Source organism: Streptococcus infantis, from assembly GCF_047464615.1.
In the GTDB taxonomy this organism is placed as follows: Bacteria; Bacillota; Bacilli; order Lactobacillales; family Streptococcaceae; genus Streptococcus; species Streptococcus infantis_Y.
Window position 1 is genome coordinate 121,069 of record NZ_JASHBO010000004.1, and the last position, 25,869, is coordinate 146,937.

The following is a 25,869-nucleotide window of genomic DNA, read 5'->3' on the forward strand; positions in this document are numbered from 1 at the left end:
CTAGTCACATTCTAGGAGATTTTTTAGTAATCTCAAAAAAGACAAACTCAATTTTGAGCTTGTCTTTTTGTTGTTTAATTAGAATAAACCAAGGACAGTTCCATCACTTTCAACATCCATGTTAAGAGCTGCTGGGCGTTTTGGAAGTCCAGGCATGGTCATGACATCACCAGTAAGGGCAACGATAAATCCTGCACCCAATTTTGGTACCAATTCACGAATAGTAATTTCAAAGTTTTCAGGTGCACCAAGAGCATTTGGATTATCTGAGAAACTGTATTGAGTTTTAGCCATACAGATTGGTAATTTGTCCCATCCGTTTTGAACGATTTGAGCGATTTGTGTTTGAGCTTTCTTCTCAAAGTTAACCTTGCTACCACGGTAGATTTCAGTTACAATCTTTTCAATCTTTTCTTGAACAGAAAGGTCGTTGTCATAGAGACGTGTGTAGTTTGCTGGGTTTTCGTCAATTGTTTTGACGAGAGTTTCAGCCAAAGCCACTCCTCCTTCAGCTCCATCAGCCCATACGCTAGCTAATTCAACTGGAACATCAATTGAAGCGCAAAGTTCTTTCAAGGCTGCGATTTCTGCTTCTATATCAGATACAAATTCGTTAATTGCAACAAGTGCTGGAATACCAAACTTACGGATATTCTCAACGTGACGTTTCAAGTTAGCAAAACCTGCACGAACTGCTTCTACGTTTTCTTCTGTCAAAGCATCTTTAGCAACTCCACCATTCATTTTAAGGGCACGAAGAGTCGCTACAATGACTACTGCACTTGGAGCTGTTGGCAAGTTTGGAGTCTTGATATCCAGGAACTTCTCTGCACCAAGATCTGCACCAAAGCCAGCTTCTGTCACTGTGTAATCTGCTAAACGTAGAGCCGTTTTCGTTGCTAAAACTGAGTTACATCCGTGTGCGATATTGGCAAATGGGCCACCATGTACAAAGGCAGGTGTTCCATAGATGGTTTGAACCAAGTTTGGTTTGATAGCATCTTTCAAAATCAATGCCAAGGCACCTTCAACCTGTAAATCACCAACTGAAACAGGTGTACGGTCATAGCGGTAACCGATAACGATATTGGCCAAACGACGTTTTAAATCTTCAATATCAGTTGCCAAGCAAAGGATTGCCATGATTTCTGAAGCAACAGTGATATCAAAGCCATCTTCACGTGGAATACCGTTAAGAGGACCACCGAGTCCAACAGTTACGTGACGAAGGGCGCGATCGTTCAAGTCCACCACACGTTTCCAGAGAATACGACGTTGGTCGATTCCAAGTTCATTTCCTTGATGCAAATGATTGTCAATCAAAGCAGAGAGAGCATTATTTGCTGTTGTAATAGCATGCATATCTCCAGTAAAGTGAAGGTTGATGTCTTCCATTGGTAAAACTTGGGCATAACCACCACCGGCAGCTCCACCTTTAATCCCCATGACAGGCCCAAGAGAAGGTTCGCGGATAGCAATCATGGTTTTCTTACCAATCTTATTCAAAGCATCAGCAAGTCCGATAGTGATAGTTGATTTTCCTTCACCAGCAGGTGTTGGATTGATAGCAGTAACTAGAATCAATTTACCGACTGGATTACTTTCCACTTCACGAATCTTATCAAAACTAAGCTTAGCCTTGTATTTTCCATACAACTCCAAATCATCGTAAGAAATACCCAGTTTCTCTACAACATCAACAATAGGCTTCAACTCAATACTCTGTGCGATTTCAATATCTGTTTTCATTCAAAACTCCTCTAACCTCTTATATGATAATTCATTATAACACAAAACAAGATTTTTAACATCCTTAAACTCTCTAAACGTTCGTAAATATCACAACACTTCAGACTTTCTTTGCTTCTTTTTAAATTTTTATATGCCTTTATAGGTTTTAACTATAGTTGAAAGCTTTCTACTAACTCAGAAAGTAGCTATCAATTTCGGATAAATCATGTAGAATTTCGTCATCAGAAACTCCTATATACTCAGCTAATTCAATTGAATACTCAAAACGAAGACGTGTATTGATAGATAAATCAAAAGAGTAATCCTGTAATCGTCCTAGTTTATGATATTTATCCATAATATCATTAAAAATAATTTTGTATTTATCATCTAAGTTTTTGATATGGTTATCTAAGTTTTCCCTGTAATTTTGAATTAATTCCTGTTCCCTATCACTTAAAATCCCTTTGCCTATTTCCCAAATTATTGAAGTAGCTATTGAACCTACTACTGCTCCTAAGACAGGGACAGGAATAAGTGTTTGACCAACACATGAACCAATTGTCGCTAATGTTGTATCCAATGTATTGATAGTTATAAAATTTATAAATTCATCCTCAGTAATCTCATTTGTTCTAAGTTTAGTAATAATATCTACCATGCCGTAACTTGCTGTTACAAACGCACTTGCATTAGGAGCACTCATTTTAAAAACATTAGTGAGACCATAAATCGCGTAACCTGATATACAACCTTTTACCGCACCTTCCACTGTTTCTAATCCACAGTCTAACCAATCTGATTGTTCAAATTCAAAAATTGTTTTTCCTTCTTTGTATTTCCCATACACAGATGACATTAATGCTAAACCACCTTGTAAAAGAAAAGTATTTTTTGCAATTTTGTTAGCTTCTCTTAAATTTGGTAAAGAATTTTTTTTGGCAAGAATTTTCTTCTTAGCTAATTCTCTCCGCTTTACTTTGACCTTTTTATCAATTTTTATTTTCTCTAAGTCTAATACTTTATTAATTGAATTTCTTTGAGCATCATCATAATTTAGAACAGATGATTTCATCCAAGATTTATATGAAATAAGTCCCTTGCTTTCGGTAATATCATTGATCATTTGTCGTATATCAGTAATTTGTTTAATAGACAATTTTTTACCATTAAATTCAACTTCTTTGGCGCCAGCCATAATTTTTTCGTATACTAACACGTGATCTTTTGGAAACATCATTTTCATTTTTGCACTGTAATGAAATGATTGAGCTAGTTCATCACGTAAATTATTATAAAACTTCATTTGAATGGTATTTCTACCAATTAATAAATCGGCTGGTCCATTATCATTCAATACTTTTACAATAGGATTTAATCCTTCAAAAGCTCTTCTCGCATTCACAATTCCTGCTTCTGCAAATTCAGCAATAAAACCGTGACCGCCGTATTCACCTCCACGATTCTTTAGAATAACGTCTTCAATGTTATCTCTAGCATAGTTTAAGATTTTAGAGGCATTGTCCTTGTTTAAAATGACATGTCGAGCTTCATCCTCAATCATTTTCATGGCAATTTGTAAGTCTTGAATTCTCAAGTTGTTTAAACAATTGACATAAGCACCTATCCCTTGATAAAATGCTCTATTAACAGCCTGATTCATCATTTATTTTAATTTCCTTATTAATCATCGAAGTAAGTGAGAGGGTTGAATTTACTAAACTACCTGCTTGATACTTTTCATCATCTGTAAATAAGTTATAATCTTTTCCAATTAAAGAAAGATTAGCTAAATAAATCCCCTCAGTTTGCTTTTCAATTAAATTAATTAATTCACTAATTTCTATTATTGATTTATCAGTTTGTCTAATTAATAACTCAATTTTCTTTTGTTCACCAAGCGCTTCTTTAGCTACTTCTTCATTTTTTTTATTAGCAAAAACACCTGCTCCGACAGACGCTGTTAACATTAAGCCAGCAATCCCCCAACCAACAGGGCCCGCCATGGCTAAAAAGGCATTGCCAGCAGCCATACCTCCTCCGCCTGCTGCTAGACTTCCTCCACCTAACCAAGCTAATGCCGCACTATTTGCTGCTGCACCTGTCAAGCTAGAAATTGCTGTTCCTGTTGATGCGACACCAAAAGTAGTTGCAACTCCCATAGCTGCAGTAGGACCTAAAGTTGCGACTGTCACACCTAAAGCACTTAAAGAAGCTGTAGCTGCCGTACTACCGCTGGCTAATTCTGCTTCTTTGATTGCCTGAGTAATAGCTAACTGCTTATCTTCGAAATTCTGTATTTCAACAATTATTTCGTCTAATTTTGTTTCAAATTCTTTCGGTTTATTTGCTAATTTACTAATTCTTTCTTCAATGATTTTGACAACTTTGATCGCCTTGTCTCTACTTTTATAAAGCTCAGTCGATTTATTCGTTAGATTTGTGGCTTTTTCATTATATGTTTGAATAGATTCATGATAGTTCTCAACGGCTTCGGACCTTAGTTTACCATTAAAAAGATCTATTGAATCAATTTGTGATTTTGCTTCCGTTGCAACTTTACCAGCTTGATTAAGCGTGCCAGATGCAACCTCTGTTACTTGTTGAACAGTATCATTCGCTACTGTAGCAGCTTGACCTGAAACGTCTGAAACAACATTTCCTATCTTATTTGATACATCTCCTATTACTTTTACAGAATCTGATAATAAATCTCCTGTAACTTTCCCAGCGCTATCTAAAGCTTTTCCAGCTTCATTAAGTACGCTACTAGTTGTCTTACTAGCATCATCAATTACTTTACTAGCTTCTTTAACCATATTATCTGCAAACTTAAAAAAGTCCATAACGGCTTCCCCTTTTCATATATAACTAAAATAATTATCTTATATCTTAAATTAATTGTCAATAATAATATAGTTATAAAGTTTAGTTATATTTTATCGCTTTCATTTTACTTACTGTTCATTTTTTTGTACAATAGTTCTATGAAAATTTTAGTTACATCTGGTGGTACAAGCGAGGCAATAGACCGAGTTCGCTCCATTACCAATCACTCTACTGGTAGACTTGGTAAAGTAATAACTGAGACTTTACTAAATGCTGGTCACCAAGTTTGTCTGATTACTACGCAACAAGCACTAAAACCAGATCTAGACCAGAATTTAACCATTATTGAAATTAAAAACACTTCCGATTTACTCCAAGAGATGAAACGGATTGTCCCTGATTATCAAGTCTTGATCCATTCAATGGCTGTTTCTGACTACAGCCCTGTTTACATGACTGGTCTTGACCAAGTTCAAGCAAGCCAAGATTTAAATGAATTTTTACATAAGAAAAATATGGAAACAAAGATCTCCTCTAAGGATGAGGTGCAAGTCCTATTTCTCAAGAAAAACCCAAAGATCATCTCTCTTGTTAAAGAATGGAATCCAAGTATCCATCTCATTGGCTTTAAACTCCTTGTCGATGTTACTAAGGAGCATCTGATTCAAATCGCTAGAGAAAGTCTTGAAAAGAATCAAGCTGATTTGATTGTCGCTAATGACCTCACTCAGATTAATGCTGATCAACACTTGGCTTATCTAGTAGAAGAAAAAGATTATCAGATTGCTGCTAGCAAACAAGAAATTGCTGACTTGTTAGTGGAAAAAATTCAAGGATTTGATCGTTAGAAAGGAAAATTATGGCTCGTATTACACTCGCTGTTACAGGCTCTATCGCCTCTTACAAGGCTGCTGATTTGGTTAGTAACTTGAAGAAACAGGGACATTCTGTTACTGTACTCATGACCCAGGCTGCGACTGCCTTTATTCAACCTTTAACCCTTCAAGTCCTATCTCAAAATACCGTACATCTGGATGTTATGCGGGAACCTTATCCTGACAAAGTCAATCATATCGAGTTAGGCAAAGAAACAGATTTGTTTATCCTTGCCCCTGCTACCGCTAATACGATTGCAAAAGTAGCATATGGTTTTGCCGACAATATGGTAACCTCTACTGCTCTTGCCTTGCCCCACTATATTCCAAAACTAGTGGCACCTGCTATGAATACCAAAATGTATGACCATCCAGCAACTCAAACAAACTTAAAAACTTTAGAAACTTATGGTTATACAATTATTGCTCCAAAAGAGTCCCTACTGGCCTGTGGCGATGTAGGACGTGGTGCTCTTGCTGATCTTGATACTATTTTACAACAGATAAAGGAAAAACTTCATGAACAAACGCTCTAATATTGCTCCTATTGCTATCTTTTTTGCCAGCATGATTGTCATTCATTTGCTGAGCTCTATTGTCTTTAATGTCTTGCCATTTCCAATTAAACCAACCATTGTCCATATCCCGGTCATCATTGCTAGTATCATCTACGGACCACGGATTGGGGCTATCTTAGGTTTCTTGATGGGAATGATTAGCTTGACTGTCAATACGATCACTATTCTCCCAACTAGCTACCTTTTCTCTCCTTTTGTACCAAATGGGAATCTAGCTTCACTTGCTATTGCTATTATTCCTCGTATCTTAATCGGTTTGACACCATACTTTGTCTATAAACTCCTCAGAAACAAGACGGGGCTTATCTTTGCGGGAGCACTTGGTTCCCTTACTAATACTGTATTTGTACTAGGCGGTATCTTCTTCCTTTTTGGAAATGTTTTTGACGGAAATATCCAGAAACTATTAGCTACTGTTATCTCAACAAACTCTATCGCAGAACTGATTATCTCAGCAATACTCACCCTAGTTATTGTTCCGAGACTTGAAAAAATCAAAAAATAAGAGGTCGGGAAAATCCCGACCTCGATTTTTATTTGGACTGAAACTCTGCTCCAGCATTTATTGAATCTTAAAGTGTCAAAAAATCCTTTGAAACAATATTTTTCTCTATCTAAAAGCATGATTGTAAAGATTCACGGATATGAGAAAAAGGTTCAATCTTGATAAAATCTTTACTTTCCCACAGCCTTTTTATCTGCTTATTATTGGGCAAGACGTGCTTCTTCTAAAATCTTTTCAATCTTTGTTGTTAGCAAATCAATAGCTACTGTGTTGGTTACTCCTTCTGGAATAACGATATCTGCATAACGCTTTGTTGGCTCGATAAATTGATGATACATGGGTTTTACTACACCAAGATACTGGTCAATGACGCTGTCTAAACTACGACCACGCTCTTCCATATCACGCTTAATACGACGAATGATACGGACATCATCATCTGTATCTACGAAAATCTTGATATCCATCAAATCACGAAGACGTTTGTCCTCCAAAACCAAGATTCCTTCTACGATAAAGACATCTTGAGGTTCTTGGCGATAGGATTTTGAACTTCTAGTATGAGCAGCATAGTCGTAGGTCGGAATATCAACTGGACGTCCTGCCAACAACTCTTTGATTTGCGCAATCATCAAATCAGTATCAAAAGCAAAAGGATGGTCATAGTTGGTTTTGATTCTTTCTTCAAAGGTTAGATGAGATTGATCTTTATAGTAGGAATCATGCTCAATCATAGCTATTTTCTCGTTTGGAAAATGCGATAAGATTGCTTTAGATACGCTTGTCTTTCCTCCTCCAGATCCCCCTGTTACTCCGATAATGATTGGTCTATTTTGCATTGTAGCCTCCTTGTATTTTCCCTTGTCTATTTTACCATATTTTTGATAAATTTTACAGATAGAGTTTTCTACAAAAAGAGAAGAAAAAGTCCTCATAGCTAGAAGCTACAAGGATTTGTAATTGATTAATCGAAGTCAACGTATTCTTTAGAAAGTTCAAGAACTTCTTCCATTGTTGAACATTCTGTAAGAGCGCGGTTAGCGTATTCTTGCATTTTAGCAGTGTCAAGTTTCTTCATCAAGCTACGTGTACGAAGTACAGATGTAGCTGACATAGAGAACTCATCCAAGCCCATTCCGACAAGAAGTGGAACAGCTGTTTGGTCACCAGCCATCTCACCACACATACCAGCCCATTTACCTTCAGCGTGAGCTGCTTTGATAACATTGTTGATCAAACGAAGGATTGATGGGTTATAAGGTTGGTAAAGGTATGAAACTTGCTCGTTCATACGGTCTGCTGCCATTGTGTATTGGATCAAGTCGTTTGTACCAATTGAGAAGAAGTCAACTTCTTTTGCAAATTGGTCTGCAAGCATAGCTGCCGCAGGAATTTCAATCATGATACCAACTTGGATGTCATCCGCAACTGCAACACCTTCAGCAAGAAGGTTTGCTTTTTCTTCATCGAAGACTGCTTTAGCTGCACGGAATTCTTTCAAAAGCGCAACCATTGGGAACATGATACGCAATTGACCGTGTACAGAAGCACGAAGAAGGGCACGGATTTGAGTGCGGAACATTGCATCTCCAGTTTCAGAGATAGAGATACGAAGAGCACGGAAACCAAGGAATGGGTTCATTTCATGTGGCATATCGAAGTAAGGAAGCTCCTTGTCACCACCGATATCCATTGTACGAACGACAACTGGTTTACCGTTCATTCCTTCAAGAACAGCCTTGTACGCTTCGTACTGTTCGTCTTCAGTTGGGAAGTCTTGAGAATCCATGTACAAGAACTCTGTACGGTAAAGCCCTACAGCTTCTGCACCGTTTTCGTTAACACCTTCAACGTCTTTTGGAGTACCAATGTTGGCAGCCAATTCGAAGTGTTTACCGTCAGCAGTAACTGTTTGAGCATCCTTCAAGAGTGCCCATTCAGCTTTTTGTTGAGCGTAAGCTTCACCAGCTGCTTTAAATTCAGCCGCTTGTTCTTCACTAGGATTGATAATCACTTCACCTGTAATACCGTTAACGGCAAGTAGGTCTCCATCTTTAACGATTTCAGTGATATTGTTTGTACCCAAAACTGCAGCGATTTCAAGTGTACGAGCCATGATAGCTGAGTGACTTGTACGACCACCAATGTTTGTTACAAAAGCTTTAACAAAGTTTTTATCCAATTGAGCTGTATCAGATGGAGTCAAGTCGTGAGCAATCACGATTACTTCTTCATTGATAGAAGCTGGGTTTGGCAATTTTTTACCAAGGAGGTTAGCTAATACACGTTTTGTTACGTCGCGAATATCCGCTGCACGCTCTTGCATGTATGGGTTGTCTTCCATGCCTTCAAAGATTGTGATAAACATGTCTGTAACTTCTTTCAGACCTGCTTCTGCATTCACTTTCTTAGCACGGATAGTTTCTTTGATTTGACCGATCAATTCAGGGTCAGCAAGAACCATCAAGTGAGCGTCAAATACTTGTGCCGCTTCTTCACCAAGCGTACCTACAGCCTTCTCGCGGATAAGAGAAAGCTCGTTTTGAGAAGCTTCAAGAGCAACATCCAAACGAGCCTCTTCTGCATTTGTATCTTCGACTGTAACAGTCTCGAATGATAAATCCGGTTGAACGAGTAGATATGCTTTTGCAACTGCAACACCGTCAGATGCTGCGATTCCTTTAAGCATTTCTGTCATTTCCTTATGCCAATCCTTCTTTTTCCATTGTTTCTGAGATTGCAGCGATAGCGTCATCAGCGTCTGCACCTTCAGCAGTGATTGTAACGTCAGCACCTTGACCAACACCAAGGCTCATTACACCCATGATAGATTTAAGGTTAACTGATTTACCTTTGTACTCAAGAGTGATATCTGAAGCAAATTTGCTAGCAGTTTGTACCAACAATGTTGCTGGACGTGCGTGAATACCTGTTTCTGCCACTACGTGGAAATCTTTAGAAGCCATAGTTTGACTCTCCTTTAATAGTTTTCTTGTTGAGTTACATATCTGATAACCCTTACAATTTAGTATTATATCACCTTCATTGATATTTTTCAAGTATTTTATGGACTTTCTTCAATTTCCTTTCAGATAACTTGCTGAAAATCTTCTATTAAATTTAGCAAAACACAGTATGTAGTTTTTGTCGAGACACCTATAATGAAATCATTGCTTTTTCTGTAATTATTTTTCAACACTACACTATATATTGTGTTCGTTAGTAAAATCAGTAAAATAAGTACACAAGATTTAGTTTTAGAAAGTTGACAAAGTTTTTTTTTCTGATATACTAAGAAAGTAATAATTTTTTAAAGAGGAGTTACAGAAATGGTAACCGTATATTCTAAAAACAACTGTGTCCAATGTAAAATGACGAAACGTTTTTTAGACAGTAATAATGTTGAATATAAAGAAATCAATCTTGATGAACAACCTGAATACATTGATCAAGTAAAAGAGCTTGGCTTTAGTGCTGCTCCTATTATTCAGACACCGACAGAAGTTTTCTCTGGTTTCCAACCAGGTAAACTCAAACAACTTGCTTAAGAATCAGGACAAAAGCTTCTATGTCTACCTTAGAAGCCTTTCTTTTGTAATTAGATAAAGGATTTTTTATGGGATTAAAACAACTTGAAGATGTGACTTACTTCCGTCTTAATAATGAAATTAACCGTCCTGTTAATGGACAAATTATGCTTCACAAGGACAAGGAAGCTTTAGAAGCCTTCTTTAAAGAAAATGTTGTACCAAATACAATGGTTTTTAACTCAATTACGGATAAAATCAACTTCCTCATTGAGCATAACTACATTGAAACAGCATTTATCAAGAAATACCGTCCAGAATTTTTGGAAGAACTGCATCAATTTATCAAGGATCAGAACTTCCAATTTAAGTCTTTCATGGCTGCCTATAAATTCTATAATCAGTATGCTCTGAAAACTAATGACGGGGAGTACTATCTTGAAAGCATGGAAGACCGTGTCTTCTTTAATGCCCTATACTTCGCAGATGGTGATGAAGCGATTGCTATTGATATTGCTAATGAAATCATCCACCAACGCTATCAACCTGCTACTCCTTCTTTCTTGAATGCAGGTCGTGCACGTCGTGGTGAGTTGGTATCTTGCTTCTTGATCCAGGTAACAGATGATATGAACTCTATCGGACGTTCTATCAACTCTGCTCTTCAACTTTCACGTATCGGTGGTGGTGTGGGAATTTCCCTCAGCAACCTTCGTGAAGCTGGAGCTCCTATTAAAGGATATGAGGGTGCTGCTTCTGGTGTTGTACCAGTTATGAAGCTTTTCGAAGACAGCTTCTCTTACTCTAACCAACTCGGTCAACGTCAAGGTGCTGGAGTTGTTTACCTCAATGTCTTCCACCCAGATATCATCGCCTTCCTTTCAACTAAGAAGGAAAATGCGGATGAAAAAGTTCGTGTCAAGACTCTCTCACTTGGTGTTGTGGTACCAGATAAATTCTACGAATTGGCTCGTAAAAATGAAGAAATGTACCTCTTCAGTCCTTACTCTGTAGAGCTTGAATACGGCGTGCCTTTCAACTACATCGATATCACTGAAAAATACGATGAGCTAGTTGCAAATCCAAACATTCGTAAGACAAAGATCAAGGCGCGTGATTTGGAAACTGAAATTTCTAAACTACAACAAGAATCAGGCTATCCTTACGTAGTCAACATTGATACAGCTAACCGCGCAAATCCAGTTGACGGTAAGATTATCATGAGTAACTTGTGTTCAGAGATTCTTCAAGTCCAAGAACCAAGTCTTATCAACGATGCTCAAGAATTCCTAAAAATGGGTACTGATGTCTCATGTAACCTTGGTTCAACAAACGTGGTCAACATGATGACTTCACCTGACTTTGGACGTTCCATCCGTGCAATGGTTCGTGCCCTTACTTTCGTTACAGATAGTTCACACATCGTAGCTGTTCCTACTATCGACCACGGAAATAGTCAAGCTCATACATTCGGTCTTGGAGCAATGGGACTTCACAGTTACCTTGCCCAACAATTGATCGAATATGGATCACCTGAGTCTGTTGAATTCACAAGCATCTACTTCATGCTTATGAACTACTGGACCTTGGTTGAGTCAAACAATATCGCACGTGAACGTGGTGTTACCTTCCACAACTTTGAAAAATCAGACTATGCTAACGGAAGCTACTTCGACAAGTATGTGACAGGCGAATTTGTTCCAAAATCAGACCGTGTCAAAGAGCTCTTCAAAGACGTCTTTATCCCGAGTGCTGCTGATTGGGCTGAACTGCGCGACAAGGTTCAAGCAGATGGTCTCTATCACCAAAACCGCCTTGCTGTAGCGCCAAATGGTTCTATCAGTTACATCAATGACGTTTCTGCTTCTATCCACCCAATTACTCAACGTATCGAAGAACGCCAAGAGAAGAAAATCGGTAAAATCTACTACCCTGCTGCTGGCTTGTCAACAGAAACCATTCCTTACTACACTTCTGCTTATGACATGGATATGCGTAAGGTCATTGATGTTTATGCTGCTGCAACTGAGCACGTGGACCAAGGACTTTCACTCACACTCTTCATGCGTAGTGATATTCCAACAGGCCTTTACGAATGGAAGAAAGAAAACAAACAAACGACACGTGACTTGTCTATCCTTCGTAACTATGCCTTCAACAAAGGTATCAAGTCTATCTACTACGTCCGTACCTTTACAGATGATGGTGGAGAAGTCGGTGCTAACCAATGCGAGAGCTGTGTGATTTAATTCAACTCTCAAAGAAATTACATTTACTTAATCCATTAAACGTATTTTGCTGATAGAATCATGTAAGAACATAAAAGTCGGGCTTCCGACTTTTTGTTCGATTATAGCATAGAATTATGATAAAATAAGAATGATTATGTTATCGCATTACTACACACAGAAAGAGATTTCAAATGAAAACTTACTACAAAGCTATTAACTGGAATGCCATCGAAGATATCATTGACAAATCAACCTGGGAAAAGCTGACTGAGCAATTCTGGCTCGATACACGTATCCCTTTGTCAAATGACCTAGACGACTGGAGAAAGCTTTCTAATAAGGAAAAAGACCTTGTTGGTAAAGTTTTTGGAGGTTTGACCCTTCTTGATACCATGCAATCAGAAACTGGTGTTCAAGCCCTTCGTGCTGATATTCGTACGCCTCACGAGGAAGCTGTTTTTAACAATATCCAATTTATGGAATCTGTTCATGCTAAGTCTTACTCTTCTATCTTCTCAACCTTAAATACCAAGTCTGAAATTGAAGAAATTTTTGAATGGACTAATACCAATCCATATCTTCAGAAAAAAGCTGAAATTATCAATGAAATCTACCTAAACGGAACTCCTCTTGAAAAGAAAGTAGCGAGTGTCTTCCTTGAAACCTTCCTTTTCTACTCTGGTTTCTTTACACCACTCTACTATCTTGGAAACAACAAGTTAGCCAACGTAGCTGAGATCATCAAGTTGATCATTCGTGACGAATCTGTACACGGAACCTACATCGGCTACAAATTCCAACTTGGTTTCAATGAATTGCCAGAAGATGAGCAAGAAAAACTCAAAGAATGGATGTACGACCTTCTCTATACTCTTTATGAGAATGAAGAAGGCTACACAGAGAGCCTCTATGACGAAGTCGGATGGACTGAAGAGGTTAAAACCTTCCTTCGCTACAATGCTAATAAGGCTCTTATGAACTTGGGGCAAGATCCTCTCTTCCCTGATTCAGCTGACGATGTCAATCCGATCGTTATGAACGGGATTTCAACTGGTACATCAAACCACGACTTCTTCTCTCAAGTTGGTAATGGCTATCTACTTGGTGAAGTTGAAGCTATGCAGGATGATGACTATAACTATGGACTAAATTAATATCTAACCTAAAAAAACATCTAAGTTTAATTACAAACTAGATGTTTTTTTTTGTTTATTTTTGTTTTCTTTAAGTTGCTTAGCTGTTTAAAATATGATAAAATAATATTAGATTTGGGGGTGGTTCAATGCTGAAGCAAGAAAAATTAGATACTATCTTAGAAATTGTTAATACAAAAGGAACGATCACTGTTAAAGAGATTATGAGTCGCCTAGATATTTCAGATATGACTGCTAGACGTTATTTACAAGAGTTGGCAGATAAAGATTTACTGGTTCGTGTTCATGGAGGAGCCGAAAAACTTCGAACAGGTTCCTTATTAAATAATGAGCGTTCTAACGTTGAAAAACAGGGACTACAAACAGCAGAAAAACAAGAAATTGCTCGCTTTGCTGGTCATTTAGTTGAAGAAAGAGAAACTATTTTTATTGGTCCAGGTACTACCTTAGAGTTTTTTGCGCGTGAGCTTGCTATCGATAACATTCGTGTTGTTACCAATAGTTTGCCTGTATTTCTCATTCTAAACGAGCGTAAGTTAACTGATCTAATTCTAATCGGTGGTAATTATCGTTCAATTACTGGAGCATTTGTAGGCACTCTAACCCTCCAAGATATTTCCAGTTTGCAATTTTCAAAAGCCTTCGTTAGTTGTAATGGTATCAAGGATCATGCTATCGCTACTTTTAGTGAAGACGAAGGAGAAGCTCAGAAATTAGCACTGGAAAACGCCAATAAAAAGTATCTCCTAGCTGACCATAGCAAATTTGATAAATTTGATTTCTTCACATTTTACAATATCTCAGATATCGACACCATTATCACTGATTCAAAATTAAGTGACCAAACACTCCAATCACTGTCTAAACAAACTAAAATTATCAAGTCAAAACCTTAAAATTTACAACTAGTCATAAAATTTAGTAGCTACTACTAATTCCATGGCTAGTTTTTTATTTTATATTAAGCGTGCAATCTAAAATATTTCAATTATTTTTCAAATCTATGATTTCTGTATTTTTAATTTAATAGATTCCTCGAACCTGTCTTTTTATATTCCATTTCACGAAGTCATCCTTTTTAGTTTATTATAACAGTTACTTGTATTTTCTATCATTTTCCCTACTTTTTTGATAAAATAAATTTAATGATTCTTCAAAGGAGGCATCTATGCGTTTTAATCAATTCAGTTACTATCCTGTAAGCCAGCAAGAAGCTTTACAGGAACTATCCAGCCTTGGATTCAAACTTGACCAATCAAATTCTGCGAAAGAACTGTTTGAAGCTTTTGTTAGAACTTGTTTTTTCAATTACAAAAATACGGATTATCCCCTCTCAACTTTAGCGGTTGATAATGAAACTAATCTGCTCACTTTCTTCAATTCTGATCGTGAATTAACTGCAGAAATTTTCTATACTGTTGCCTTTCAGTTGCTTGGTTTCAGTTACTTGACAGACTTTGAAAATGGTCTTGTTTTTCATAAAGAAACGGCATTCCCTATTGTATACGGAGATTTGATTGACAATCTCTATCAACTCCTTAACACGCGCACTAAAAAGGGAAATACCTTAATCGATCAATTGGTTAGCGACGGTCTTATCCCTGAGGACAATGATTACCACTACTTCAATGGCAAGAGTTTGGCATCCTTTTCTGCAAACAATGCTATTCGGGAAGTTGTTTATGTAGAAAGTCGTATTGATTCTGATAATGATGGACTGCCAGATCTTATCAAGGTAAACATTATTCGTCCATCTTACCACGGCAAAATTCCAGCTGTTATGACGGCAAGTCCTTACCATCAAGGAACCAATGATAAAGCAAGCGATAAAGCTCTTTACAAAATGGAAGCTGAGCTAGAAGTCAAGGAACCGCATGAAATTTCTCTAGAAAAACCAACATTAGACTTGGTTGAACCTGTTGGAGAAGTTGAACTTGTTTCAGAAGCTGAAGAAAGACTCACTCATATCAATAGCAGTTACACACTTAACGACTACTTCCTTCCAAGAGGATTTGCAAATATCTACGTATCTGGTCTTGGAACCAAGGATTCTCAAGGTCAAATGACCAACGGAGATTACCGACAAGTTGAAGCCTATAAAAATGTCATTGATTGGCTCAATGGTCGTTGTCGTGCCTTCACAGACCACAGTCGTAAACGTCAGGTCAAGGCTGACTGGTCAAATGGAAAAGTTGCAACTACTGGTCTTTCTTATCTAGGAACAATGTCTAATGGTCTTGCTACTACAGGAGTTGATGGTTTAGAGGTCATTATTGCTGAAGCAGGTATTTCTTCTTGGTACAACTATTATCGAGAAAATGGTCTGGTAACAAGCCCTGGAGGCTATCCAGGTGAGGACTTCGATTCATTAGATGAATTAACTTATTCTCGTAATCTCTTAGCTGGTGACTATATTCGCGGAAACGAAGCTCATAAAGATTCTGTAGAAGAACTGAAGAAAAATCTAGACCGTAAAACTGGCGATTATAACCAATTTTGGCATGACAGAAATTACCTTCTTAATGCTGAAAAAGTTAAGGCTGAAGTTGTCTTTACCCACGGTTCGCAAGACTGGAATGTAAAACCACTTCATGTCTATCAAATGTTCAATGCTCTTCCGAGCAGTATTAAGAAACATCTCTTTTACCATAACGGCGCCCATGTCTATATGAACAACTGGCAGTCTATTGATTTCCGTGAATCCATGAATGCTCTTTTGACGCAGAAATTATTGGACCAAGAAACTGACTACCAACTTCCAAGAGTCGTTTGGCAAGACAATACTGCTCCTCAAACCTGGATGACTCTTGAAGATTTTGGAAATCAAAGTGACCATAAAACTTTCTCTTTAGGTACTGAAGAAGCTGTCATTGAAAATCATTACCAAGAATCAGACTTTGAACGTTTTGGAAAAACCTATCAAACCTTTAATAATGAACTCTATCAAGGGAAAGTCAATCAGGTAACTATTGATCTGCCAGTGACAGAGGACCTTCATCTCAATGGGCGTGTTAAACTAAACCTCCGTCTCAAATCAAGTACCAATAAAGGCTTACTATCTGCCCAACTTCTCGAACTTGGTCAAAAGAAATACCTACAACCGTATCCAGGAGTCTTGTCTGCTCGTACTATTGATAATGGTCGTTACCATATGCTGGAAAACCTTTGCGAGCTACCATTTATCCCAAATGCTCAACGTGTTATCACCAAAGGCTATCTCAATCTTCAAAATCGTCATGATTTATTGAAAATTGAAGAAATTAAGCCAGATGAATGGTTAGAATTCCAATTTGAACTCCAACCAACTATTTACAAACTAAAAGAAGGCGATACAGTACGTCTCGTTCTTTACACAACAGACTTTGAGATTACTGTACGTGACAATACAGACTATCACTTGACTGTCGACCTTGAACAGTCCAATCTTGAGATACCTTTTCAAAGGGAGGTAACTGTAGATGAACAAAGCCGAGCAAAGACACCAGCTCATCCGAGCCCTAATCACTAAACAAAAAATTCATACCCAAACTGAATTACAAGAACTACTGATTGAAAACGGAGTACAGGTCACACAAGCAACACTTTCAAGAGACATCAATCTGATGAATCTTTCTAAGATTCGTGAAGGGGAGCACTCCTATTATTCAATCAACACTGACTCTACATCCAAGTGGGAAAAACGGCTAGAAGTCTATATGGAGGAAGCCCTCTACATGATGCAACCCGTCCAACACCAGGTTGTTATCAAAACCTATCCAGGTTTGGCACAATCCTTCGGATCTATCTTGGACGCCCTAAACTTCCCTGAAATAGTGGCTACTATCTGTGGAAATGATGTCTGTTTGGTTATCTGCGAGGATAAGGAACAAGCTCAATCTTGCTTTGAACGCCTCAAACAATTTGCACCACCTCTATTTTTTGATCGGTAGCAAAAACCCGTGATTACAGTCATCACGGGTTTATTTTATGATTTGTTATTTTCAGCTTGCTTTTTAGTCCTTGCAAGTCTCAAAGCACGATTTGGATTGAGGCGATTAAAGAGTTCTTCTAACTTTTTCTCATTCCAGACGTCTGCTGCAGAAACAAAATTTCCATCAGCATCTCGGAAAGATATCGGTTTATCTCCCATAGCTATCTCCTAGTCTACAAACTCAAACTCAAACTTACCGATACGAACCAGATCTCCATCCTTGGCACCACGGGCACGGAGAGCTTCATCAACTCCCATACCACGCAACTGACGAGCAAACTTCATGACAGACTCATCACGATCAAAGTTAGTCATGTTAAAGAGTTTAATGAGTTTTTCACCTGAAAGTACCCAAGTTGCATCGTCATCACGACTAATTTCAAATGGTTTTTCTTCTTCGTCAAAGCCATAATAAACTTCTTCTTCCATCTCTGACTCATCATAAAGAAGGAATTCTGGCGTCTTATCAAGAAGCTCGGCTGTTGCATCTAGTAAAGTTGCCAAACCTTGTTTGGTTAAACCTGAGATTGGGAAGATTGGCGGTAATTCTTCAAATTCATCATAATTAGCAGCCAATTTTTTCTTGAATTCTTCAAGGTTTTCCTGACTTTCTGGCATATCCATCTTATTAGCAACAATGATTTGGGGACGCTCCATTAGACGAAGGTTGTAAGATTCCAACTCTTTATTAATAGCTAGATAATCTTCGTAAGGATCGCGACCTTCACTGGCTGACATATCGATGATGTGAAGGATAACGCGAGTACGCTCAATATGGCGAAGGAACTGAGTTCCCAGGCCCACACCTTGACTAGCGCCTTCAATCAATCCAGGAAGGTCTGCCACTGCAAAGGACTCACCTGATTGAGTACGGACCATACCAAGATTTGGTACAATCGTGGTAAAGTGGTAGGCACCAATTTTAGGTTTTGCAGAGGTAATTACGCTGAGCAGAGTTGATTTTCCAACTGAAGGGAATCCAACCAAACCAACATCAGCAAGAATTTTAAGTTCTAACTGTAATTCACGTTCCTGACCGGGTTCTCCATTTTCTGAGATTTCTGGCGCAGGATTTTTTGGTGTTGCAAAACGGATATTTCCACGGCCACCTCGACCACCGTGAGCAACGATAAACTCTTGACCGTGCTCAATCAAGTCAGTGATGACTTTTCCAGTCTCAGCATCACGCACAGTTGTCCCTTGAGGTACACGAACAATCAAGTCTTCTGCACCACGTCCGTGCATTCCTTTGGTCATCCCTTTTTCACCCGATTGGGCTTTGAAATGACGATTGTAACGGAAGTCCATCAGGGTACGTAAACCTTCATCTACAACAAAGACAACGTTACCACCACGACCTCCATCACCCCCCCAGGGTCCACCGTTAGGGACGTATTTTTCACGGCGAAAGGCAACCATCCCATCGCCACCATTTCCAGCCTTGACCTTGATCTTGGCTGTATCTAAAAACATACTCATATTCTTTTCTCACTCTAAAAAGGGCTGGGAAATCCCAGTCACCAACTATTACTACTTGCTAGAAAATCTAGCATTTTAAAATCTGCTAAATACACCAATGGCTGTAGCAAAGATACCTGCTAAGGTTACAAACAACATAATCAAAACGACGAATAGTGTCAATTTCTCAAAAAATGTTTTTTTACGTTTTCCATTATCACCAAATGCCATTATTCTCTCCTTTTCTATAATTCCCTATTTTTAATATTCTTCCGAAACTGGAGCAATTGCCCATAAAATCAAGTAAGCAATCAGTCCACTACCATAACAAAAAGCTAGAACTCCCCAGATTACACGTACAATTGTAGGATCAATATCAAAATAATTAGCTAGACCAGCGCATACTCCACCGATTTTTTGATCTCGACTACTTCTCATAAATTTCTTTTTCATTTCTTCATTTCCTTTCTTCGATGATCTTAGTCATTCCAATAATCTCTCAAATCATTCAACTGTTTCTTAGATGCTTTTAACATTCGTTTAGAACTTTTGACTGGAACTGAAACTGCCTGCTGTGGCAAGTAAAATACTGTCTTTAAAATCCGTTGTGTCATCGGCTCATCACGAGTTAATTCTTTTTCAAAATTGTTTGAGATGATAGCATCCAAATAAAACTCATGAACTCTCTTAGCAAAATTCTCAGCTGAAATTTCATACAATTTATCAGCCAAAAGGTTTTCATCCATGTCAGGCGTAGCAATAAGAGCCTCTAAAATAGCACCTGATAGATCACGCTCTTCATAATAAAGAGTTCCAAACATCTTATCGCTAATCAAATTATCTAGATAAGGATTTCCATGAGCTATTACCGGAGTCTTACTTGCAAGACTTTCAAGATAGGTCAAGCCTTGCGTCTCACTAGTTGAAGCTGAAATGAAGAAATCAGCCGCCTTATAGTAAAGTGCTGTCTCGCTTGGAGCGATCATACCTGTAAAGATAACAGAATCCTGAATCTGCAAATCTTCTGCTTGCTCCTTGAGGTTTTCTAGATAAGGTCCATCTCCAGCAACGACTAATTTAACATTTTGCTCTTCTTTTAGAACATCTGGAAATGCTGCCAGAACGGCTTGAATGTTCTTCTCGTAAGAAACACGTGAAAGGCTAAGAAGCATCTTTTCATCTTCCTTAATACCTAGTTTAACCCGTAAGTCTGCGATATGTTCTGGTCCAATCTCAGGACGTTCAAACTTGGCTAGCTCAATCCCTGTAGGAATAACACGTTTTTCAACTTTGACCTTATAATCTGATAGAAGGTCTCGCACAATTTCACTGGGACAGATCACTCCATCAACATCATGAAGGAAGCCTCTCACAAGATACTTGACCATACCTGGACGAATCAACATCCCTTTAGCGATATAGTGAACATAATCCTCGTACTGGGTATGATAGGTATGTATAACAGGGATTTTCAACTCACGCGCTATCCAAATCCCTAATAAACCAAGAGAAAATTCGGTCTGCGTATGAATAATATCCAGCTTGTATTGCTTTGCTATCTCAAGAGCTTTCGTAAATCCACGATAGGCGAAACGACGATCCTTAAAGGCAAAGAAAGGAACACTAGGGATACGAATAATCTGCCAGTCTTCATAACGATTAACATCCTTGTCTGTTGTTGTAAAGATAAAGACAGCATGTCCTTGCTTTTCAAGTTCTGTTTTTAAGGTTCGAATACTGGTCGCAACACCCGAGACCTGCGGGAAATAAGTATCTGTAAATAATCCAATTCGCATATACTACCTCATTTTTTTCCTAAAGCTGCTTGCTCCCGATAGAATTTTAGCCAGATTTCAAGAAGATGTTCTTCTGAATATTCTCTTGAAATGGCCTTAGCCTTTTCTTTTAATTCTTTTAGTGTTTCTGGATGCTCTCGATATTCCAAGATAGCCTCTTTCATCTCTTCTACATCACTTGTTGGTCTGTAATTTCCTTCAAGAATGACCTTGTAAAGATCTAGATCACGAAGCATAATGGGTGCTTCACAACTCGCAGCTTCTAAAATAGTCATTGGAAAGAGCTCGTTATAACTTGGAAGCAAGAAAAGATCAGCCAAGGCATAGAGTTCTCTCATCCGTTCTGGATCTACAATCCCTGGGAAAATTAGATTTTCAGGAGGATTATCCATAATCTTTTTATAGCGCTCATAACCATCGGTTATTCCCCCAAAAGAGAATCCACCAGCCCAAATAAAAGTGATATCAGGTAATTCCTCAGCTAGAGTGATAAAGTCATCTATTCCTTTACGCTTCTGAACCTGACCTGCACCAACTACTACAAACTGATTCTCATCAATTCCCATATCTTTACGAAGTTGTTCAACTTGCTCTATAGGAAGTGGATGCCATTTTTCTTTGTTGACAAAATTAGGAATATAGGTCACTTTTTCACGTGGAATTCCAGCAGCAACCAAATCCTCAATGAAGGTAGGATTGACCACAACCAGATGCTCCATACGGTCATAAAAAGAAAATACATAGCGTTTGACAATCCCCTTTAAGAAGAATGGAATCTTCAAACTACCTTCCAAGGTATCCGGTAAGAAGTGAACATAGCCAATCTTACGTCCAGAACGTTTTTTCTGAAAGGTCGAGAGGTAATAAGGAAAATCAATCGTATGAAAATGAGTAACATCCGCTTCGATTGGAAGATTTTCTGTTACGATCAGTTGGTCTTTCGCATCTCGTTTTAAAAGCTGCACCAGTTCACGATAAGCGCCAGACACACCTTGGCCCGCCACTTTTTCACTTGAACTTAGCATGTTGATGCGTAATTTCTCTTTTTCCATAGTAACCATTATACCATTTTCTTCAAATAAAATCAGCAAATAAAAAGAGAGATAGCATAAAAGCTGGGAATTCCTGGCGTCTACACTATTTCTCTTTTCATAATATACTTACTTGATACCTAATGCGATACGAGCATAGCGGCTCATTTTTTCAACCGTCCAAGCTGGATACCAAACTAATTTGACTTCAACGTTAGTAACCTCTGGAACATCTGTCATAGCATCATAGATTTGGTCGGTTAAAAGATCTGCCAAGGGACAACCCATGGTTGTTAAGGTCATATCAATTTCAGTCTCACCTGTATCGCCATCAAAACGAATCTCGTAGATCAAGCCTAGATTGACAATATCAATCCCCAACTCTGGGTCAATCACTTCTTCTAGAGCTGTCAAAATACGTGTTTTGATGTTTTCAATTTGTTCTTCTGTATAAGCCATTTTCACTCTCCCTCAGCTTAATCTTCAATGAAGTCGCGGAGTGGTTTACTACGACTTGGTTGGCGAAGTTTTCTCAATGCTTTAGCTTCAATCTGACGGATACGTTCGCGAGTTACGTTAAAGACTTTACCAACATCTTCAAGAGTACGCATTTTCCCATCGTCAAGACCAAAACGAAGTCGAAGAACATTTTCTTCACGATCTGTAAGAGTATCCAAAACTTCATCCAATTGTTCGCGCAAAACGATACGAGTTGTGTAATCAACTGGATTTTCAATCACTTCATCTTCGATAAAATCACCAAGATGGCTATCATCTTCTTCACCAATAGGTGTTTCAAGAGAAACTGGTTCTTGAGCAATCTTAAGGATTTCACGAACCTTATCAGGTGTCATATCCATACGTTCTGCAATTTGTTCAGGAGTAGGGTCTTGTCCCAACTCTTGAAGAAGATTACGTTGTTCACGAACAAGCTTGTTGATAGTTTCCACCATGTGAACTGGGATACGGATGGTACGAGCTTGGTCAGCAATGGCACGAGTAATGGCCTGACGAATCCACCAAGTCGCATAAGTTGAGAATTTGAACCCTTTAGAGTAGTCAAATTTATCAACGGCCTTCATCAAGCCCATGTTTCCTTCTTGGATCAAGTCAAGGAACTGCATTCCACGTCCAACATAACGTTTAGCGATAGATACTACCAATCGAAGGTTAGCTTCTGCAAGGCGTTGTTTAGCTTCGATATCACCCGCTTCAACAGCGAGGGCCAATTCTTTTTCCTCTTCATTTGTAAGCAGAGGAACAACCCCGATTTCTTTCAAATACATACGGACAGGGTCATTGACCTTAGCTGAGGTTGAACCAATCAAATCTTCATCAGTCAACTCTGGTTCTTCCTCAGTGCTCAAAACACGCGCACTTGGATTTCCTTCGTTGTCCGTAATTGAGATACCAGCATCTTGAATGCGTTGCAAAAGATTCTCAATACCTTCCACATCTAAAGTGAAGGGAATTACGAGGGCGTTATTGATTTCATCATCAGTTGCTGTACCAGTTTTTTTATGATTGCGAATAAATTCCGCTACTTGGACATCAAAGGTTGTTACTTCTTTTTGTTTTGTTGCCATTCTTACTCCATTCTTCTTTTTTGGGCAATTAAGCGTTCTAGCTCTTCTAATGCGGTGTCTGTATCACCGACATGGCTAGCTTCCTGAACTTTCTTTTTAATTTGCAGATTTTCCTGATTCAAAAGAGCTCTTTTTCGAGACTCTTCCACTTCGGCTAACTCGTTAGGGGACATCTCAGGTGGCAAATCTAAGGCTAGGACTTGATACCAAGCACTCTCCACTTCTCTGGTCTGATGAGCCAAATCCTCAGATGAGATACTTCCATTATCAATCAAGAGTCCATACAAGGTCTGAAACTCTGGAGTTTCAAAGATAAAATCCTCTCTTAAGCGATAGTCATTAAGCACCAAGGGATGTTCCATCATTCGGTAGAGGATATGGGCTTCCGCTCTCATCACTGCTGTCAGCTGCTTGGTAACAGACATAGTGACAGGACTCGGACTATAGGTCTCCTTGACCTTCTCCTTTCTCTGTCTGACACGACTTTCATTGACAATATGTTCTACTTGCTGATAGTCAAAAGATGGCAAGTGATCCGTCAAAATGTGAATGTAGGAATTCTGAGCTGTGATAGAGGGTTCCTTTGCGATTAAGGGGGCAATTTTCTCTATAAATTCAATCTGAGCTTGTAGATTTTCACTATTTTCAGGTCTGAAATGATGAATGTAAAACTCAACAGGACTGATACGTGTATTGGTTAAGAGATAAGCCAAGTCTTGAGGAGAGTTTTTCTGCAAATATTCATCTGGATCCATAGCGTCAGGAATCTGGACTACTTGGACAGGTATATCTTTAAGTTCATCCAAGGCCTTAGCTGTGGCAGCTTGCCCAGCCTTATCTCCGTCATAGGTGACGATCACTTTTTTAGTAAAGCGTTTCAGATGCTCCACATGTTCACTCGTCAGTGCGGTACCCATAGAAGCGACTGCATTTTCAATACCAGCACGATAAGCCGCAATGACATCCATAAATCCTTCCATCAGGTAGATTTCAGGAGCCTTGCCCGATCCTTTTTTTACCTTCTCCAAATGATATAATTCGTAACTTTTGTTAAAAATTGTCGTCGCTCGACTATTTTTATACTTTCCAGTTTGAGAATCGGCCTCTTGCCATACACGACCAGAAAAGGCAATCACCTTTCCTTGATCATTTGAAAGAGGAAACATAATGCGATTATGAAAGGTATCAAAAAATTGGTTACTCTCAGATAGATAAAACAAACCTGAATCCAGCAAGTCCTTCTCACTATAATCATCTGCTAAACGTTGATAGAGATAAGAGCGTTCTGCTGGAGCCAAACCAATCATAAAATGCTTGAGAACATCATCTGTTAAGCCACGTTTATAGAGGTAGTTCCTCGCCTCTTCACCCATCTTAGTCGTCATGAGGATGGCATGATAAAAACGAGCGGCTTTCTCATTCATATCGTAGAGATTTTGATGGGGCGACTTAGGCTGTACAGAAGTTTGAACAGGCGCTGCCATCTGAATCCCAAGTCTCTCAGCTAATATCCTCACCGCATCCGCAAAGGTTACTTGTTGGTACTCCTCGATAAACTTGAAGACATCACCAGAACGACCACATCCAAAGCAGTGGTAAAATTGCTTATCTTCGACCACGTTAAAGGAAGGGGTCTTTTCACCATGAAAAGGACAGAGCCCTAAAAAGTTCCGTCCAGATTTTTGTAAAGAAATCACTTCTCCTATGATTTCGACAATATTGGTATTGTTTTTGATCTCTTCGATGAGTCTCTTGTCAACCATAGACAATACCTCCATTTTATCACAGTTTACTCTAACTAGTATAGCTTATTTCTGAAAAAAAGTAAACCATTTCATACACTTTACATGAGACTATTTCATAAGTTTCCAGCTATCATGAAAAACTGAATCTTTTGAGCAAACCATTCTAATATTTGAAAGAAAAATAGAAAAATTAAAGACTATTTCACTTGATTTTCGAGATTATTTTTCAATATCCTGCTAATATACTGACCATCTTTTCTACTAATGCAAGCTGTTGCATAAGTCAATGGTGCTTTGTATACCACTCCTCTATAGGATGGATCAGTCAATACAGGCATAGAATAATAGGCGTTCTTTTTATTTTTAAGGTCAATAAACCATTTTCCTCCTAGGTGTTTGCGAAAGGTTTCACCGATATAAACGGTCAAATAATCCAACATCTTGCGGTCTGCTATCAAAGCATGGTGGTCTTCGTAGTGAGCCAAGATCCAAGCCTCCAAATCATCCAAAGACTGCATGCTATAGTCTAAATTTAGCCCTTCTTTCTCCGCAAACTCCCTTGTAAAATAATCCATCTTAAATCCAATCTGAAAAATCCATTCCTGAAAATCTTCTTCTGTGTAAGCCATGTTTTATCTCCTACTATTTGTATTTTCGGAAAAACAGTGCTTTATCTGAATTTCTAGATTTTTTTAAAGTTACTTGGCTTAATCATTCATTTATTTTTTTAATAGACTTCCTGCGAAACTAAAATCCTAGTTCACGGTTGATAATGCCAGCAATCAAATTCATTCGTAATCCGAAGCGTTTACGTCGATTTCGATAGGTTGTTGAAAATATTTTAAACGTTTTT

At 38.4% G+C, this 25,869-nt stretch carries 25 protein-coding genes and 1 pseudogene; 9 read left to right on the plus strand and 17 right to left on the minus strand.

Translation table 11 applies throughout. The annotated features are described in order from the left end of the window. Window positions 1–78: 78 nt before the first annotated feature. The 3 genes from QM450_RS03565 to QM450_RS03575 form a co-directional block, all read right to left on the minus strand. The gene (locus QM450_RS03565; RefSeq protein ID WP_414319680.1) at window positions 79–1,749 is read right to left on the minus strand and encodes a formate--tetrahydrofolate ligase; all 1,671 of its coding nucleotides are present in this window, start codon (window positions 1,747–1,749) and stop codon (window positions 79–81) included. 172 nt (window positions 1,750–1,921) lie between these two features. Continuing rightward, entirely contained in the window at window positions 1,922–3,397 is a 1,476-nt protein-coding gene (locus QM450_RS03570; RefSeq protein ID WP_414319681.1) for a hypothetical protein, read from the minus strand. Further along, entirely contained in the window at window positions 3,378–4,577 is a 1,200-nt protein-coding gene (locus QM450_RS03575) for a hypothetical protein (protein ID WP_414319682.1), read from the minus strand. The genes QM450_RS03570 and QM450_RS03575 overlap by 20 nt, the downstream gene beginning before the upstream one ends. Before the next feature lie 141 nt (window positions 4,578–4,718). Here QM450_RS03575 and QM450_RS03580 point away from each other — a divergent pair, with 141 nt between their 5' ends. The 3 genes from QM450_RS03580 to QM450_RS03590 are packed head-to-tail and all read left to right on the plus strand — an operon-like array spanning window position 4,719 to window position 6,518. Next, window positions 4,719–5,408, plus strand: coding sequence for a phosphopantothenate--cysteine ligase (locus tag QM450_RS03580; RefSeq protein ID WP_414319683.1), 690 nt, complete (start codon window positions 4,719–4,721; stop codon window positions 5,406–5,408). An 11-nt stretch (window positions 5,409–5,419) separates the two neighbouring features. Further along, on the plus strand, window positions 5,420–5,971 hold the full coding sequence (gene coaC, locus QM450_RS03585) for a phosphopantothenoylcysteine decarboxylase (RefSeq protein ID WP_414319684.1): 552 nt from the start codon (window positions 5,420–5,422) through the stop codon (window positions 5,969–5,971). After that, window positions 5,955–6,518: an ECF transporter S component gene (locus tag QM450_RS03590; protein WP_075230865.1), complete on the plus strand. Its 564-nt coding sequence runs from the start codon at window positions 5,955–5,957 to the stop codon at window positions 6,516–6,518. Before coaC ends, QM450_RS03590 begins: the two co-directional genes overlap by 17 nt. Before the next feature lie 200 nt (window positions 6,519–6,718). On the opposite strand, the gene udk is transcribed toward QM450_RS03590, so the two are convergent. The 3 genes from udk to QM450_RS03605 all read right to left on the minus strand — a co-directional run bounded on the left by udk (window position 6,719) and on the right by QM450_RS03605 (window position 9,484). Then, a complete protein-coding gene (gene udk / locus QM450_RS03595) occupies window positions 6,719–7,357 on the minus strand; it encodes a uridine kinase (protein WP_006151582.1) in 639 nt (212 codons plus the stop codon). Between the two features lie 125 nt (window positions 7,358–7,482). Next, window positions 7,483–9,216: a phosphoenolpyruvate--protein phosphotransferase gene (gene ptsP, locus QM450_RS03600; protein WP_414319695.1), complete on the minus strand. Its 1,734-nt coding sequence runs from the start codon at window positions 9,214–9,216 to the stop codon at window positions 7,483–7,485. A 4-nt stretch (window positions 9,217–9,220) separates the two neighbouring features. Beyond that, window positions 9,221–9,484 carry a phosphocarrier protein HPr gene (locus QM450_RS03605; RefSeq protein ID WP_000146952.1) on the minus strand — a complete coding sequence of 88 codons (264 nt, stop codon included), beginning with the start codon at window positions 9,482–9,484 and terminating at the stop codon, window positions 9,221–9,223. A gap of 363 nt (window positions 9,485–9,847) precedes the next feature. On the opposite strand from QM450_RS03605, the gene nrdH reads away from it, so the two are divergent. The 6 genes from nrdH (at window position 9,848) to QM450_RS03635 (ending at window position 17,359) form a co-directional block, all read left to right on the plus strand. Continuing rightward, window positions 9,848–10,066, plus strand: a complete 219-nt coding sequence (gene nrdH / locus QM450_RS03610; RefSeq protein ID WP_000259242.1) for a glutaredoxin-like protein NrdH — start codon at window positions 9,848–9,850, stop codon at window positions 10,064–10,066. Window positions 10,067–10,134: 68 nt separating this feature from the next. Beyond that, window positions 10,135–12,294: a class 1b ribonucleoside-diphosphate reductase subunit alpha gene (gene nrdE / locus QM450_RS03615; protein WP_414319685.1), complete on the plus strand. Its 2,160-nt coding sequence runs from the start codon at window positions 10,135–10,137 to the stop codon at window positions 12,292–12,294. Between the two features lie 173 nt (window positions 12,295–12,467). After that, the gene (nrdF, locus tag QM450_RS03620; RefSeq protein WP_414319686.1) at window positions 12,468–13,430 is read left to right on the plus strand and encodes a class 1b ribonucleoside-diphosphate reductase subunit beta; all 963 of its coding nucleotides are present in this window, start codon (window positions 12,468–12,470) and stop codon (window positions 13,428–13,430) included. Window positions 13,431–13,558: 128 nt separating this feature from the next. Next, on the plus strand, window positions 13,559–14,326 hold the full coding sequence (locus QM450_RS03625) for a DeoR/GlpR family DNA-binding transcription regulator (protein ID WP_414319687.1): 768 nt from the start codon (window positions 13,559–13,561) through the stop codon (window positions 14,324–14,326). Between the two features lie 272 nt (window positions 14,327–14,598). Continuing rightward, window positions 14,599–16,938: a Xaa-Pro dipeptidyl-peptidase gene (locus tag QM450_RS03630; protein WP_414319688.1), complete on the plus strand. Its 2,340-nt coding sequence runs from the start codon at window positions 14,599–14,601 to the stop codon at window positions 16,936–16,938. Next, entirely contained in the window at window positions 16,889–17,359 is a 471-nt protein-coding gene (locus QM450_RS03635) for an arginine repressor (protein ID WP_075231622.1), read from the plus strand. The genes QM450_RS03630 and QM450_RS03635 overlap by 50 nt, the downstream gene beginning before the upstream one ends. Window positions 17,360–17,394: 35 nt before the next feature. Here the strand turns inward: QM450_RS03635 and QM450_RS03640 are convergent, their stop codons facing one another. The 11 genes and pseudogenes from QM450_RS03640 to QM450_RS03690 all read right to left on the minus strand — a co-directional run. After that, window positions 17,395–17,559: a hypothetical protein gene (locus tag QM450_RS03640; RefSeq protein WP_049502767.1), complete on the minus strand. Its 165-nt coding sequence runs from the start codon at window positions 17,557–17,559 to the stop codon at window positions 17,395–17,397. A 9-nt stretch (window positions 17,560–17,568) separates the two neighbouring features. Further along, window positions 17,569–18,879, minus strand: coding sequence for a GTPase ObgE (gene obgE, locus QM450_RS03645; protein WP_414319689.1), 1,311 nt, complete (start codon window positions 18,877–18,879; stop codon window positions 17,569–17,571). A gap of 75 nt (window positions 18,880–18,954) precedes the next feature. Further along, window positions 18,955–19,089, minus strand: coding sequence for a DUF4044 domain-containing protein (locus QM450_RS03650; RefSeq protein WP_049548929.1), 135 nt, complete (start codon window positions 19,087–19,089; stop codon window positions 18,955–18,957). 30 nt (window positions 19,090–19,119) lie between these two features. Then, window positions 19,120–19,311, minus strand: a complete 192-nt coding sequence (locus QM450_RS03655; RefSeq protein ID WP_075229473.1) for a PspC domain-containing protein — start codon at window positions 19,309–19,311, stop codon at window positions 19,120–19,122. 26 nt (window positions 19,312–19,337) lie between these two features. Continuing rightward, window positions 19,338–20,654, minus strand: coding sequence for a glycosyltransferase family 4 protein (locus tag QM450_RS03660; RefSeq protein WP_414319690.1), 1,317 nt, complete (start codon window positions 20,652–20,654; stop codon window positions 19,338–19,340). 8 nt (window positions 20,655–20,662) lie between these two features. Then, window positions 20,663–21,715 (minus strand): glycosyltransferase family 4 protein, encoded by a 1,053-nt coding sequence (locus QM450_RS03665; protein ID WP_261673717.1) that lies wholly within the window; start codon window positions 21,713–21,715, stop codon window positions 20,663–20,665. A 99-nt stretch (window positions 21,716–21,814) separates the two neighbouring features. Beyond that, window positions 21,815–22,144, minus strand: a complete 330-nt coding sequence (locus QM450_RS03670; protein ID WP_000331926.1) for a metal-sulfur cluster assembly factor — start codon at window positions 22,142–22,144, stop codon at window positions 21,815–21,817. A gap of 17 nt (window positions 22,145–22,161) precedes the next feature. Further along, the gene (rpoD, locus tag QM450_RS03675; protein ID WP_000201894.1) at window positions 22,162–23,271 is read right to left on the minus strand and encodes an RNA polymerase sigma factor RpoD; all 1,110 of its coding nucleotides are present in this window, start codon (window positions 23,269–23,271) and stop codon (window positions 22,162–22,164) included. A 2-nt stretch (window positions 23,272–23,273) separates the two neighbouring features. Beyond that, the gene (dnaG, locus tag QM450_RS03680; RefSeq protein WP_414319691.1) at window positions 23,274–25,034 is read right to left on the minus strand and encodes a DNA primase; all 1,761 of its coding nucleotides are present in this window, start codon (window positions 25,032–25,034) and stop codon (window positions 23,274–23,276) included. A 179-nt stretch (window positions 25,035–25,213) separates the two neighbouring features. Then, window positions 25,214–25,645, minus strand: a complete 432-nt coding sequence (locus tag QM450_RS03685) for a hypothetical protein (RefSeq protein ID WP_414319692.1) — start codon at window positions 25,643–25,645, stop codon at window positions 25,214–25,216. A 118-nt stretch (window positions 25,646–25,763) separates the two neighbouring features. Beyond that, window positions 25,764–25,869 (minus strand): annotated as a pseudogene (locus QM450_RS03690) (IS5/IS1182 family transposase); the annotation flags it as partial.

Bases quoted from the DNA above. Each gene is read 5' to 3' on its own strand.
- QM450_RS03565 (WP_414319680.1), bottom strand. From the start codon at position 1,749: ATGAAAACAGATATTGAAATCGCACAGAGTATTGAGTTGAAGCCTATT.
- QM450_RS03570 (WP_414319681.1), bottom strand. From the start codon at position 3,397: ATGATGAATCAGGCTGTTAATAGAGCATTTTATCAAGGGATAGGTGCT.
- QM450_RS03575 (WP_414319682.1), bottom strand. From the start codon at position 4,577: ATGGACTTTTTTAAGTTTGCAGATAATATGGTTAAAGAAGCTAGTAAA.
- QM450_RS03580 (WP_414319683.1), top strand. From the start codon at position 4,719: ATGAAAATTTTAGTTACATCTGGTGGTACAAGCGAGGCAATAGACCGA.
- coaC (WP_414319684.1), top strand. From the start codon at position 5,420: ATGGCTCGTATTACACTCGCTGTTACAGGCTCTATCGCCTCTTACAAG.
- QM450_RS03590 (WP_075230865.1), top strand. From the start codon at position 5,955: ATGAACAAACGCTCTAATATTGCTCCTATTGCTATCTTTTTTGCCAGC.
- udk (WP_006151582.1), bottom strand. From the start codon at position 7,357: ATGCAAAATAGACCAATCATTATCGGAGTAACAGGGGGATCTGGAGGA.
- ptsP (WP_414319695.1), bottom strand. From the start codon at position 9,216: ATGACAGAAATGCTTAAAGGAATCGCAGCATCTGACGGTGTTGCAGTT.
- QM450_RS03605 (WP_000146952.1), bottom strand. From the start codon at position 9,484: ATGGCTTCTAAAGATTTCCACGTAGTGGCAGAAACAGGTATTCACGCA.
- nrdH (WP_000259242.1), top strand. From the start codon at position 9,848: ATGGTAACCGTATATTCTAAAAACAACTGTGTCCAATGTAAAATGACG.
- nrdE (WP_414319685.1), top strand. From the start codon at position 10,135: ATGGGATTAAAACAACTTGAAGATGTGACTTACTTCCGTCTTAATAAT.
- nrdF (WP_414319686.1), top strand. From the start codon at position 12,468: ATGAAAACTTACTACAAAGCTATTAACTGGAATGCCATCGAAGATATC.
- QM450_RS03625 (WP_414319687.1), top strand. From the start codon at position 13,559: ATGCTGAAGCAAGAAAAATTAGATACTATCTTAGAAATTGTTAATACA.
- QM450_RS03630 (WP_414319688.1), top strand. From the start codon at position 14,599: ATGCGTTTTAATCAATTCAGTTACTATCCTGTAAGCCAGCAAGAAGCT.
- QM450_RS03635 (WP_075231622.1), top strand. From the start codon at position 16,889: ATGAACAAAGCCGAGCAAAGACACCAGCTCATCCGAGCCCTAATCACT.
- QM450_RS03640 (WP_049502767.1), bottom strand. From the start codon at position 17,559: ATGGGAGATAAACCGATATCTTTCCGAGATGCTGATGGAAATTTTGTT.
- obgE (WP_414319689.1), bottom strand. From the start codon at position 18,879: ATGAGTATGTTTTTAGATACAGCCAAGATCAAGGTCAAGGCTGGAAAT.
- QM450_RS03650 (WP_049548929.1), bottom strand. From the start codon at position 19,089: ATGGCATTTGGTGATAATGGAAAACGTAAAAAAACATTTTTTGAGAAA.
- QM450_RS03655 (WP_075229473.1), bottom strand. From the start codon at position 19,311: ATGAAAAAGAAATTTATGAGAAGTAGTCGAGATCAAAAAATCGGTGGA.
- QM450_RS03660 (WP_414319690.1), bottom strand. From the start codon at position 20,654: ATGCGAATTGGATTATTTACAGATACTTATTTCCCGCAGGTCTCGGGT.
- QM450_RS03665 (WP_261673717.1), bottom strand. From the start codon at position 21,715: ATGGTTACTATGGAAAAAGAGAAATTACGCATCAACATGCTAAGTTCA.
- QM450_RS03670 (WP_000331926.1), bottom strand. From the start codon at position 22,144: ATGGCTTATACAGAAGAACAAATTGAAAACATCAAAACACGTATTTTG.
- rpoD (WP_000201894.1), bottom strand. From the start codon at position 23,271: ATGGCAACAAAACAAAAAGAAGTAACAACCTTTGATGTCCAAGTAGCG.
- dnaG (WP_414319691.1), bottom strand. From the start codon at position 25,034: ATGGTTGACAAGAGACTCATCGAAGAGATCAAAAACAATACCAATATT.
- QM450_RS03685 (WP_414319692.1), bottom strand. From the start codon at position 25,645: ATGGCTTACACAGAAGAAGATTTTCAGGAATGGATTTTTCAGATTGGA.